Source organism: Sorangiineae bacterium MSr11367 (genome assembly GCA_037157805.1).
GTDB lineage: Bacteria > Myxococcota_A > Polyangia > Polyangiales > Polyangiaceae > Pendulispora > Pendulispora rubella.
Genome location: CP089983.1, coordinates 8,857,354 through 8,869,037 on the forward strand (window position 1 = coordinate 8,857,354; position 11,684 = coordinate 8,869,037).

Genomic DNA, 11,684 nt, shown 5'->3' on the forward strand with positions numbered 1-11,684 from the left:
AGCCCAGGGGCCGGTCAGAAATGCCAGGCTGCGGTTTTCGGTGGTGCACTGGATCGGTGGAGCGAGGGTGCGGTCAACCATAAGACGGCGCCCGTAACGACGAATACGGCGCCGGCGATGATACTCATCGTGGCCATATCGGCGGAGCGTCCAGCGTCGGCATGGCGATCGCGGCCTTCGAGCGTGCATCCCTCGGCGCGGCAAAGGCCATCCGCGTCGCGCTCCGTGGCCCGCGCATCGAGGGCGAATCCGGCCCCGACCCCCAGGGCGACGAGCCCAGCTCCCGCGGCGACGACCGAGAGCGTGTGCGGCAATGTCCAACGCGGAGAAGCCTGTGGCGGCGCCGCCGGCTCACGGCGCGCAGAAACGGGCGGCACGATCTCGATCGAAACGGGTGGCGGCTCCGGCTCCGGGAGGCTGCCGCCGAGCTCCGCCGGGACATCGACGACCACCGGCTTGCAGGCGCCCTCGGTCGGCCCCACGCCAACGATCTCGACGTGGACGACGAGCGGCGCAAACCCGCGTCCCGTCGCCTCGAGGACGTGCGTGCCGGGATCGATGGGGACTCCCTGATCGCGATCCTCGCGACGCACGAGAACTCCATCGCGCCGAAGCTCCTCGACGCTGTCGGGGGCATGCACGACGAGGCGGCAAAGGCGTGGCTCCAAACCGCGCGCGCGCTCGCGGGCAATGGCCTCACGCTTCGTTTCGCCCTGCCGGAGCGCCATGGCGGCGGCCTCGCGGTAGTTCAGCCAGCCGCTCGCCGTCCGGCCCGTGCGAACGAAGCATTCGGCGAGATTGAGCAAGGTTCCCAGAGCAGGATCGAGTCGGTGGCTCGTTTCGAGCTTCGGGCACGCTTCCTCGAAGCGCCCCTCTTTCATGAGGCTGCGCGCGTCGCTGAAGGCGGCTTCGGCGGCCATGGGATCGCGCGCGGGAGTGTCGCCCGCGTAGGCCGGGGCCGCGCACGAAAGAATCAACGGTATGCAGGCATAGGCCCTTCGCAAGGCATTCATCTCCGATCCTCGAAGTACACCTCGTCATCGCGTGCACGCGCCGACGCGGCCGGCGCGCGAACCGTGGGACGAGCAACCTTGGGCGGTTCGGGGGCCGACGGCGGCGCGCTCGCGGCCTGCGCCGCCGATTCTATCTTCGCAACCGCGGCATCCACCGCGGACGCCGGCGCGGCGGGCTCCGCAGGCTCCGTGACGACGAGAGGCACCGCCACATGCTCCCCGGTCATGGCCATGGCCGCAAAGGCCGGCACCGCGAGGAGCAGCACGCCAAGTGCCACCCTTCCGTGGCCGCGCCACTCACGAGCAGGCGGCGTCCAAGCGACGGTCGTGCGCTTCGACACCGGTATCGCGATATCCACGGTAAGCCGGTCCGGTGAATCGGATGCATCGATATCGAATCGCACGGCCTCGACCCGCGCCGCGAACGCCTCGGCATCCGGGAAGCGGGCCTCGGGCCTCGTGGACAAGGCCTCGAGCACCGTAGCAGTCAATCCGGGCGAAACGCCCGAGAGGCGCGGGCTCGCCGGATGGAGGCGCTGACGCACGTCCGTTCCCGAGTTCCACGGCAGATGGCCGGCGAGCATGAAATAGAGCACCACGCCGAGCTCGTAAATATCGGACGCCACGCTCGCCGGCTCGCCGAAGAATCGCTCCGGGGCCATGTACGCGGGCGTACCGCGAATGCGGCCTTCCGCCGTGGTCGTCGAACGCGCCGCATGCATGTCGCGCGCAATCCCGAAATCCAATAGGACCGGATTGCCATCGACGATGAATACGTTCTCCGGTTTGATATCGCGATGAATCATACTCGCCGCGTGCACGGCATGCACCGCGCACGCAAGCTTCGCGAAGATGCGAATGGCCTCTTCGGGCGGTAAGGGCCCACGTTCCAGGCGCTCCGAAAGGCATTCACCGCGCAGGCGCGGCATGAGCAAATAGGGGCGACCATCCACCAGGGTGCCCGCACCGAGAACACCCACCAGCCCGGAATGCGGAACCCGGCGCATTCGCTCGGCTTCGAGGAGAAAATGCTCCCGCTCGCGCTCGGAAATGTCGATGTCCGGGCGCAACACTTTGATGGCCAGCGGCTCGACCCCCTGATCGTCCACACGGTGAATTTCATGGACCACCCCGGTGCCACCTTGACCGAGCTCCCTGCCCACACGGTATGGCACCGAGTCGAGCTCCAACACGTCGCCCGCCGCGATCATTCGTCTCCCTGCGTATCGCGCGGGCGTATTCCGGCGCGCTCCAGGACGCGGTACAGGTATTTGCGCTCGATCTTGGCCATGCGCGCGGCCTCCGACAAATTGGGGCCCGAGCGATTCAAGAGATCCGCGCAATAGTCCCGATCGAACCGCGCGAGCAGGGCCTCTTTGGCCTCGATGTAGGGCATATCCGCCTGCGCAATCGGTTCCCGCGTGGCCCCATCGGTACGCAAGAGAATGGGCATATCTCCAAACTTGGCCCCCGGCATGCCAAGCGCCACGGCGCGCGCCATGACATTGCGAAGCTCGCGCACATTGCCCGGCCATGCATAACGAAGAAGGCGCTCGAGCTGCGGCCCCCCGACCTCCGCATCGCTCGCACCATTGGCCCGAAGCAGGGCGCGCACGAGCGGGGGAATATCGTCTTTGCGCTGGCGGAGGGGCGGGAGGTGAATCTCCACGACGGCAAGTCGGTAATACAAGTCGCCACGAAAATGCCCTGCACCGACATCGCTCCACAGATTGCGGTGCGTCGCCGCCACGAAGCGTACGTCGTAACGCTCGGCCGCACGCGCACCGAGCGGGGTGACTTCGCTGCGCTCGAGGAGGCGCAGGAGCTTCGGCTGCACCGACAGGGGCAAGTCCCCTATTTCGTCGAGAAACAACGTACCGCCGTGCGCGGCGGCAAACGCGCCGGAATGATCGCGGTGAGCACCCGTGAAGGCGCCCTTTTTGTGGCCAAAGAGCTCGCTCTCGATGAGCGTCGTGCTGGCGGCACCGCAATCGAACACGACGAATGGCCCACCGCGACGGAGGCTGCTCGCGTGAAGGGCACGCGCAGCCAGCTCCTTGCCCGTGCCACTCTCGCCGAGCAAAAGAACGGGCGCACTCGAACGGCTGGCGCGCTCCAAAATGGCGAAGATGCGGCGCATCGGCTCGCTCGATCCAAAGAGGTCTCCAAAGGAGGTGGCCTCGCTGGGAGGGATATCGAGTGAATCCTCCTCGGGGAGAAGTTGGACGAGGGAATTGCCAATTCCCAGTGTGGCCCCGGCGGGCGCGACCACACGGGTAATCCGGGCGCCGTCCAACCATGTCCCATTGCGGGAACCAAGATCGCTCACCTCGAATCCCTCGGCGACGGGAACGATGGTCGCATGCTTGCGCGACACCGCGGGATCCTCGAGCCGCACTTCGCACGAGGAATCGGCTCCAACGAGAACGCCGACCGTGGGCAGGGTGACCATCCGCGCCCGAACGAGCGGCTCCGTTGCGCCAACGACGCGCACGCGGTTTCCTCGCTGTCCAGTGACGCGCTCGATGAAGTTAGTAATTCTCTGAATCATACGGCCATGGAACCGCGCGAGGAAGGAATGGACCGGCGGCCCCGTAGGATACGGCGTGCCATATCATATTCTTCCTTCGTCCCGCGCACGACGAACGGCGGGAATCTTGGTGACTGCGCTCGGCGTCGTCGCCGCCACGGTCGATTGCCGTGCCATTCTCGGCATCGAGGACGATGCTCCGCTTCTCGCACCGAACATGGACGGCGGCGACCATGCCGATGTGCCATTCGATGCGAGCCGCTCGGATGACGGCGGGGACGGTGGCGCTGATGGCACTAGCCTCCTGAACATCGATCGCACGGAGCCTCAGTGGCTCCTCCCCGTCGCCTCCCCGCCGCCATCCAATTACGAAGTAACGGACGATACCGTTCTGGACAAGACCACCGGGCTGATGTGGCAGCGGAAAATCGAGGGGCAACCGCGGCAGATATGGCCCGAGCCACCCCGCGTGTGCGCGAAGCTCGAACTCGCGGGCTACCACGATTGGCGGCTGCCAACCCGCATCGAGATGGTGAGCCTCTTCGATTTCGGAGAGGACGCGCCCGCCGTCAATCCGGTTCTTTTCCCGGCCGCTCCTGCCTATGCCTTGCATTGGACCATATCCCCGTACGTCGTGGAGCGGCGAACGGCGGCGCGCTGGGCCACCGACCCTTTCACGGGATGGTCATGGTTTTACGACGAGTACACTTCGAGCGAGTCGCTGCCCTTCCGGTGCGTGCGCGCGGGGAACGTTTCCAACGCCCAGCCGCGCTTCACGGTACTGGAGGGCCAAGCCACGGTGCGGGATGCGCGCACGGGGCTCGTTTGGGAAAGGGGCACGGCCCCCAAGCAAAGCTTCGCCGACGCCAAACATCGTTGCGAAAGTTTCCGGCCACCGGGTTACCGTCTTCCCAATGCGCGTGAACTTCAAACGTTGATCGACGAAACGCAGACCGAGGTACCTATTTGGTACCGCGTATTCGATCGTGCGGTGCAGGGCACGACGACGCTCTGGAGCAGCACCTACCGCCGGTCGCACGACGGATACATCCTGACCGATTTCGTGGACGGTCACTCCTCACCGGGCTGGAGCAACACCGTCGCCGGCGTGCGCTGCGTTCGCTGACGGGTACGCACGAACCCAACACGGGGCACGCGAGCCCCCAACGACGGCGCGGGGCAGGCCTGAAACGATCCGCATTTCGCCTTTCCGGCCGTGTGGCACGATCGCTGCGATGGTTGCGCCAACATGCAACATCGCAAATTACGTTGGGCACAATCGATCGGGCTCGTGATGGTGAGCTTCTCCATTGGCTGCGGAGTGTTATTTCCCTATCCTTCGAGCCAATCGAACGCGCCCCCACCTTCTTCCTCCGCGCCAACCGCTTCCGCAACGGCCCTTCCCCCGCCGGCAGCGCGCCATGACACACCGCCGCCGGCCGACAAAGCCAAACCCGAGTATTCGAAACCCGAATTCGAACATTCGGTGGAAGAGCGCGAAGCCTTCATTGCGGAGAACACCGAGGGGTACGTCAAGGAGGGCGCCGCCGTCACCCGAAAGCTGGACGGATTCACGACGTCGCACCACAAGCTGCGGCGCGGCAGGTGTTACACCATGGTCGTGCGCCTCGAATCCGGGGCAAGCTTCTCTCCGCACGCCAAGAAGGGGCTCTCGTTCATTTCCCGAGAAGGCCGAACGGCCTCGGACGGCGGGCCGGGGGTGCATGGTCCAGGCGGGGTCGGCTCGCTGGGATGTCCTCAAAAGAACGTCGAGAGCGAATTCGATCTTAAGGCCACCTGGGGCAGCGCCGACGACGCGACGCACATCCACGACTTGGGCACGGGCCCGATAACGATGCAGCTCATGTCCAAGCCCATTTCGGAAAAAGAGCTACGCGACCAGCAGGGCGACGTGGACAAGCAGCGCGCTTCGAGTTGCGAATATCAATACAAATCATGCCTGCATGGTGAGCACGACCCCGGTCGCATGACGTGCGCCGAAGAGTACGAGCGCTGCATGCAACGGATTCACTCCGCCCGGTGATTGAGCAACACTTGCTCAATGTCGATTTCGCGCGACAACGCGGCTATCGCCGTGTAAGCCAGAGGCATGACTGGGCTCACGGGTTCGTTTGCAATCGTGATTCTCGGCACGGCGCTCATGGCATGTGGCGGGTCCGAGTCCGAGTCCGACGCAAATGTGAATGCGGACGTGGATGGTTCGGCGGAGTCGGACGCGCTTGCGGCGACCTATCCAGCCTATCCTGGTCGCGCACCGGCCGGAAAGTTGGTGTGGGGGGCCAGCATCGGTGGCAATGGCGATCCCGTGGCACGCCATGAAATGCCCGCGGGTCATGCGCTCGCCGTGCGGCGCACGTTCTGGCAATGGAACCAACGAACCGGAGCCCTCGTCCAGACGGTCAAGGACGACCTTTCCCATAGCCGCCTGCCGTGGGTCTCGGTCAAAACGCCGTCATGGGCCGACATGGGCGCGGGCAAGCACGATGGCGAAATCGATGCGATGCTCTCGGCGCTGAAGGCGGTAGGTGGGCCCGTGTGGCTTACGATCCACCATGAGCCCGAGGGCGGCGGTGGCGTGCACCAGCCGGACGATCCGGCGGGACCTTCGGGCCACCTCGCCATGAACCGGCGCGTACGCCAGCGAATGACCGCCGTCGGCGTCAAAAACGTGGCATTGGCCCCCGTGTTGATGACATGGACGTGGAATCCGGCATCGCATCGCAATCCCAACGAGTGGTGGGCTTCGGGCATTTACGACTTCCTCGGCGTGGACCACTACATCGAAGACGAGAGCACGCTGGTCGACGGTACCTGGCTCGAGGTCCGGCAATGGGCCAAAGACCGCGGCGTCGATGTCGGCGTGGCCGAATGGGGCATGCGAGGGACGAACGCGGCGGCCGGCAAACGGGTGCGCGCATGGTACGACCACGCCGCCGGCTCGAATCAAGATGGCAAAGGCGCCCGAGTCGTCGGCCTTGCGGCCTTCGACTCGAGCCTCAACTCGCCGACGGGCTCGTGGGAGCTTAAAGGCGAACAGCTCACGGCCTTCCGAGCCCTGCTGAAAGACCCACGCACCGCCGACGTCGTCCCTTGAATCGCGCGGCTAAGGGGCCTGCTCCACGCGGTAAATGGGATACAGCCGATAGCGCTCGTCCCAATATGGGGTGCGTCGATAGAAGAACTCGAGGCGGGCCGCGCCATCTTTGGCGAAGGCCGCGTCGCTGGCCACCTTGCCCTCGAACTCCGACTTGAGCTGCGGGTCCTTGGCGAGCATCTGCCGCGCAATGTCTTCGATGACGTAGTTCTCGATGTATTCCTTTTGCTCCAAGTGCCCATTGAAGAAGCCCCAAGCAAAAAGGCTATCGGGTGCTTGCGGGTCGAGCAGGTGCACGGCCACCATCGCCTTCGCTTGCTTGATGGGCACGAACAGGGACGACGCGGGCACGTCGCGCGCCTCCGGCACCCATTTGCCCTTGGCCGATGCGGTCTGTCGCGCTTCGGAGGGTCGGGAGCCCGTCGTCACCTCGTCGGCGCGAAACACCTCCATCGGAAGGGCACGGCGCCCGTTTTCCACGCGTGCATACGTGATGCCGTGGGCGTCCAATTTTTCCGCCACGCGCTGGGCATACGCCGCGGGAACCACATAGCCACCGGCGGGAACCCGGGTGGTGACCGTGGGGCGGATCTCGTCGTGGAGCGGGACATTCCAAATCTCCGGCCGGCTTGGATCGTATTTCGTCCAGAGCATCCCCGAGATCTCCGACGGCACGCGCTGATACGCATAACCGCGAAACGGAAAGGTCACCGTATGATCGGTGGTCGTGTAGGCGAGTGGCACCTCGGTCCCGGCCAGTCGATCCGTCGTTCGCCCGTCGGCGGCATGCGCCGCGTCGAGCCAGGTGCGGCCCTTGGCGGTCGTCTCGCGAAGCAAACCCACCAGGAGCTCTCTGGTGAGTTTGACCCGCGTTGCATAATCCTTCCAAGAGTGCGTTTCCACGAGAATCGCAAGACGGTTGTCGAGCGGACGATAGCCGTGGCTGTACCGCGGTGGATAGAGCTGCACGCCGAAACCCGACGCCGGATTGTCCGTCTCGAGAAGCGTCGGGTAAAAGTCGATGGGGAGATGCCCGGTGCTCGAGAGTGCCTGGAGCATCGCATTGCTCAAGTTCTTGCCATGCTCCCGAAGCTCCTCGGTTCCGCCGAGGCGGGGCGCGACATCGATGGAGACGTCATGCTCGAACTTGGCTCCATCCGTCACGTGCGTGTCGACGTAGAGAATGGGATCCCAATTGTGCATCAAACGCAACATCGCCACCATTTCCGGCGACTCCGCCTTCATGTAGTCGCGATTCAAATTGAGATTGTGCGCCGTCGAGCGAAAACCCGCCTCCTCCGGCCCAACCTGATTGGGACGATTGTTCGGCCCGAAGCGCTCGTGGCCGTCGACGTTGAAGACGGGCACGAAGACCACGGTCACGCTGTCCAGAATCTTCCCCAAGTCGCCGGCGCCATCGAGCATGTCGCGCAGCACCAGGAACCCGGCGTCTTTGCCATCGATCTCGCCGGCGTGGATGCCTCCTTGCACCAGCACCACGGGACGGTCTTTCGCAGTGGCCGGTTCCAGCGTGTTCTTCGCGCCGGCCACGAAGGCCAGCATGGGGCGCCCCTCGGGCGTGTCGCCGAATTTGTAGCAGCGAACGCGCTCGAGGTAGCGCCGAGGGTACTCATTGCAAAGCCGCACGACTTCGTCGTATCGGCCCGTTCGCGTGAACCCGCTCTCCTCCGCCACCGTGACCAGCGACGGATCGCCCAGCGACGTCCCCGAGGATGCCGAGCAGGCCAGGGCAAGCAACGCGGTAATCGGAGTAATACCGTGAAGGTTTCGACGGTTTAGAAAAGTAAGTGCCATGACGTCACCAAGGTGATGGCGCGCGTGCGCGTCGTGGGAGTGAATTCGCGTCTCCACGTTCCCATCGATTGGCGCACCATTCAACGCTCATCGCCCCGTGCCAATGGAGTCATATGAGCAACATCCACGCACGAGAAGAAAGCTCTGTTCGGTTCACAGGAGGGTGACGATCGTGTCAAACCGCCAAAACGCCAAAAGAGCGCCAAGGATGGGTTTCGGAAAGAGCAGAGCTTCAGCGCGTCATCGTTCTTGGCGTCCTTGGCGTCTACGGTTCGATTCGGCAATGGGCGCGAGCCGGTCCATTCCTCGGAGTTGTGCTCGTTCGCGACATCAGCGAGATTGATCGGTAACGGAGGACTGCTGGGTGAACGTAGGGAAATGGATGGCGACTGTCTTCGCGGGATTCTCGGGCGCACTCCTGGCGTGTGCGGGAATTCTCGGCTTCGAAGACCTCTCGCTCGAAGGACGGGATGCCGAAGGGCCCGATTCCGGAGGCCCCGACGCGGCGCAGCAGGCGGACACGGGCCCCTGCGGCTACGACAAGCCATTCCGCACCCCGGTACGGGTCGATCTCACGCCCGATGGCCTCAAATGGGGGGCGTGGTTGACCCCCGAGGAAGACCGTATCTATTTCTCGAGCTATCCCGATGGTGGGATCGCCGACCTTTATGTCGCAGCGCGCGATGGAGGCCACGGACCTTTTGGACCGGCACAGGCGCTGGGGTGTTGCGACGCCGGGGCGCACGAGATCAATCCGACGTTGACCAAGAAGGACGGCCTCATGGTTTTCGCGGCCAGCGACCGTGAGGAAAAACAATATGATCTGTTCGCCGCTCGATGGCTTGACGGCTCGAAAGCCTTTGGCGAGCTAAGGGAATTGGGACCGCTGAACTCCGATGCCCACGAGTGGGCCCCCTTCCTCGCCGCGGATGGTCGAACGCTTTGGTTTGCCTCGTTTCGAAACAACAACTGGGACATTTACGTCGCGAGCATGACCGCGGATGGTGGCGTGGGAAACCCCGCTCCCGTCGGGATCAACGACCGAAACACCCAAGATGACAATCCGGTGCTGAGCGCCGATGGCCATCATCTCTACTTCTCGTCGTCCCGAAAAGGCACCAAGGGCGACGTCGCCGTATGGGTAGCCCATCGAGACAACGTGTCCGACGACCTCAACTCCTGGAATTCGCCGATCCTGGCCGGTGTGCCGGAAATCGTGGTAGCACCTGAGGTGGATTCGCCCATTGCGGAGCGCCCTCTCTGGATATCACCCGATGAGTGCCGTCTCTATTACACGATCCACCGCGGTCCCAAGTACCGTCAGACGTACATGGTGGAACGCGGGCCCTGAGGCTCACTTCAGTAGTCAGCCTTCAGTGGTCAGTCTTCAGTCCCGGAGATGAGCCTCGACGCAGCATGGCACGATACATATCGCGAGGATCCATTTGCTCGGGCCACGTCGAGCACCCGCCGTCGTTGATCTCGAGGACCGTGTAACCGCCGCAGGCGAGCCTCGCGACGTCCGCCGTAAAAAACGGCGAGCTCAGGATTCGACCGATGTCGCCGAACTGTGCGGGCGCTTCGAGCTCCGTGTCCACGTCGTAATACGGAGCATGCGCGACGAGGTCTCCGTTCCAGAAGACCAAGCGGTGCTCGTCGGTGACCCGACGCTGCTCCGGCGTCCAGCCCTGAAGCGTCGCAAGCTCGAGGTACTTCTTCACCACGAACCCGCGTTCGAAGCGATCGCCGCGAAGCTCGACGAGCTTTTCGCAAATGGTGGCGAAGTCCTCGAAGTCTGCACCTTCCGGGACGAAACACGCGCGATGCCATGCTTCCTTGGCCGACTTCACGTGGTCCTTCACGATCCAAGGCGGCGGGCCGAGCTCCTGCGCGACCTCCCATGCCTCGCGGATGCTCTCCCCCTCCGTCCAGCGCGCAGGCGCGGTGCGTGTTCCGAGAAGAGGAATGTAGTTGGGCGCGTAGGTCGCCTCGGCAAAGCTCTCGGGATCGACCACGAGCTCTTCGCCACGCTCTCCCATGGCCTCGTAGAGTCCCGTGTATTCCTCCTCGTTCAACATCCATCCGCGGTAAAGCCACGTACGACCGTCGGCGCGCGGAAGGCGCCTCAAGGCGCGATCCGCGTCGCCGTCGACGACGAAATCGAGCGGAATGGCAAAGGATTCGATGCCGAGTTCCTCGGCGGCAAGGGCTTCGAGCTCGAACCGATCATCGGCATCCGGCCCACCCTGCGGGCGGCCGAACAAAATGCTGAGGTCTTCCATGGGAGCGCCTCCTTGGTGAGGCGCGGAAGCTAGCCATGGCTCGAGAAACAACCAGTCTCGCAACGAGCGCGCCTATCGTGTAGAGATTGAATCGGCAGGGGGCGATTTTTCGAAATCCTCTTTGGGGGGCCATCTTGCTGCAGCATGCGCGGGGGGCGTGCGATACGCTCGGCGTCGATGGAGGAGAGCCTTCGCGAGAATGCCGAGAGGATTCGTTCGCGCATCGCAGGCGGCGCGCACGATCCTGCGGAGTTTCGTGCGTCGCTCCTGAGCGTTCCGCCCGACGCGCGCGATGCCTGGCTGGACTTGGTCTTCGGGCTTTCCGAGCTCCCGGACGACGGCCCGGACTTGCCGCCGGGCTGCGTCCCTTATTTACCCTGCTCGGTCGATACCCTGCTGCGCGTGGTGGAGCAGGCCGGCGTGCAGGCCTCGGACGTGTTCGTCGATGTAGGCGGAGGGCTGGGACGCGCCGCCGCGTTCGTGCATTTGCTCACCGGGGCCGGAGCGATGGCCATCGAAGTTCAATCGAAGCTCGTGGCCGCCGCACGCGATCTCGCGGCGCGCTTGCGCGTGCCTCGCGTGGCGTGCATCGAGGGCGACGCGGCGGAGCTCACCGGCTGCATCACGATTGGCTCGGTGTTTTTTCTCTATTGTCCATTCAGTGGCGAACGTTTGGCGAACGTGCTGGCCGCCCTCGAGTCCATTGCGCGCACGCGAACGATCCGTGTGTGCTGCGTGGACCTGCCGCTGCCGCCTTGCCCATGGCTCGCCCTCGAACCCCCACGTTCCGGCGACCTCGCGATTTACCGCAGCACCTTGCTCGACGGCGCACTCCGCGCCAACGGCTGAGTCCCCTCCAAGGGCGCGCGGCCAGAGCGTCTAGCCGGGGGCGCATGCAGGCGACTACACTGCGGACCCGATAGGTATGG

10 protein-coding genes are annotated in these 11,684 nt (G+C 64.4%); 5 read left to right on the forward strand and 5 right to left on the reverse strand.

Translation table 11 applies throughout. The features are described from left to right. Positions 1 to 14: 14 nt before the first annotated feature. Genes LVJ94_33875 through LVJ94_33885 form a run of 3 tightly spaced genes read right to left on the reverse strand, consistent with a single transcriptional unit; the run spans position 15 to position 3,507 of the window. On the reverse strand, positions 15 to 977 hold the full coding sequence (locus LVJ94_33875; GenBank protein ID WXB01893.1) for a hypothetical protein: 963 nt from the start codon (positions 975 to 977) through the stop codon (positions 15 to 17). A 32-nt stretch (positions 978 to 1,009) separates the two neighbouring features. After that, positions 1,010 to 2,224, reverse strand: a complete 1,215-nt coding sequence (locus tag LVJ94_33880) for a serine/threonine protein kinase (protein ID WXB01894.1) — start codon at positions 2,222 to 2,224, stop codon at positions 1,010 to 1,012. After that, on the reverse strand, positions 2,221 to 3,507 hold the full coding sequence (locus LVJ94_33885; GenBank protein WXB01895.1) for a sigma 54-interacting transcriptional regulator: 1,287 nt from the start codon (positions 3,505 to 3,507) through the stop codon (positions 2,221 to 2,223). The genes LVJ94_33880 and LVJ94_33885 overlap by 4 nt, the downstream gene beginning before the upstream one ends. 166 nt (positions 3,508 to 3,673) lie before the next feature. On the opposite strand from LVJ94_33885, the gene LVJ94_33890 reads away from it, so the two are divergent. The 3 genes from LVJ94_33890 to LVJ94_33900 all read left to right on the forward strand — a co-directional run bounded on the left by LVJ94_33890 (position 3,674) and on the right by LVJ94_33900 (position 6,658). After that, positions 3,674 to 4,669, forward strand: a complete 996-nt coding sequence (locus LVJ94_33890) for a DUF1566 domain-containing protein (protein ID WXB01896.1) — start codon at positions 3,674 to 3,676, stop codon at positions 4,667 to 4,669. Between the two features lie 123 nt (positions 4,670 to 4,792). Beyond that, positions 4,793 to 5,587, forward strand: coding sequence for an alanine and proline-rich secreted protein Apa (locus tag LVJ94_33895; protein WXB01897.1), 795 nt, complete (start codon positions 4,793 to 4,795; stop codon positions 5,585 to 5,587). Between the two features lie 66 nt (positions 5,588 to 5,653). Continuing rightward, a complete protein-coding gene (locus LVJ94_33900) occupies positions 5,654 to 6,658 on the forward strand; it encodes a hypothetical protein (GenBank protein WXB01898.1) in 1,005 nt (334 codons plus the stop codon). 9 nt (positions 6,659 to 6,667) lie between these two features. Here LVJ94_33900 and LVJ94_33905 read toward each other — a convergent pair whose 3' ends face one another. Next, positions 6,668 to 8,473, reverse strand: a complete 1,806-nt coding sequence (locus LVJ94_33905; GenBank protein ID WXB01899.1) for a peptidase M14 — start codon at positions 8,471 to 8,473, stop codon at positions 6,668 to 6,670. Between the two features lie 382 nt (positions 8,474 to 8,855). On the opposite strand from LVJ94_33905, the gene LVJ94_33910 reads away from it, so the two are divergent. After that, positions 8,856 to 9,824: a hypothetical protein gene (locus tag LVJ94_33910; protein ID WXB01900.1), complete on the forward strand. Its 969-nt coding sequence runs from the start codon at positions 8,856 to 8,858 to the stop codon at positions 9,822 to 9,824. A gap of 22 nt (positions 9,825 to 9,846) precedes the next feature. On the opposite strand, the gene LVJ94_33915 is transcribed toward LVJ94_33910, so the two are convergent. Continuing rightward, complete coding sequence (locus tag LVJ94_33915; GenBank protein ID WXB01901.1) at positions 9,847 to 10,755, reverse strand: ATP-grasp domain-containing protein; 909 nt, start codon at positions 10,753 to 10,755, stop codon at positions 9,847 to 9,849. Between the two features lie 177 nt (positions 10,756 to 10,932). Here LVJ94_33915 and LVJ94_33920 point away from each other — a divergent pair, with 177 nt between their 5' ends. Then, a complete protein-coding gene (locus tag LVJ94_33920; GenBank protein WXB01902.1) occupies positions 10,933 to 11,604 on the forward strand; it encodes a hypothetical protein in 672 nt (223 codons plus the stop codon). Positions 11,605 to 11,684: the final 80 nt, after the last annotated feature.

What these genes read in the sequence shown, in the direction of transcription:
- LVJ94_33915 (WXB01901.1), bottom strand. Translation starts at nt 10,755, where the DNA reads ATGGAAGACCTCAGCATTTTGTTCGGCCGCCCGCAGGGTGGGCCGGAT.
- LVJ94_33905 (WXB01899.1), bottom strand. Translation starts at nt 8,473, where the DNA reads ATGGCACTTACTTTTCTAAACCGTCGAAACCTTCACGGTATTACTCCG.
- LVJ94_33920 (WXB01902.1), top strand. Translation starts at nt 10,933, where the DNA reads ATGGAGGAGAGCCTTCGCGAGAATGCCGAGAGGATTCGTTCGCGCATC.
- LVJ94_33900 (WXB01898.1), top strand. Translation starts at nt 5,654, where the DNA reads ATGACTGGGCTCACGGGTTCGTTTGCAATCGTGATTCTCGGCACGGCG.
- LVJ94_33880 (WXB01894.1), bottom strand. Translation starts at nt 2,224, where the DNA reads ATGATCGCGGCGGGCGACGTGTTGGAGCTCGACTCGGTGCCATACCGT.
- LVJ94_33895 (WXB01897.1), top strand. Translation starts at nt 4,793, where the DNA reads ATGCAACATCGCAAATTACGTTGGGCACAATCGATCGGGCTCGTGATG.
- LVJ94_33910 (WXB01900.1), top strand. Translation starts at nt 8,856, where the DNA reads ATGGCGACTGTCTTCGCGGGATTCTCGGGCGCACTCCTGGCGTGTGCG.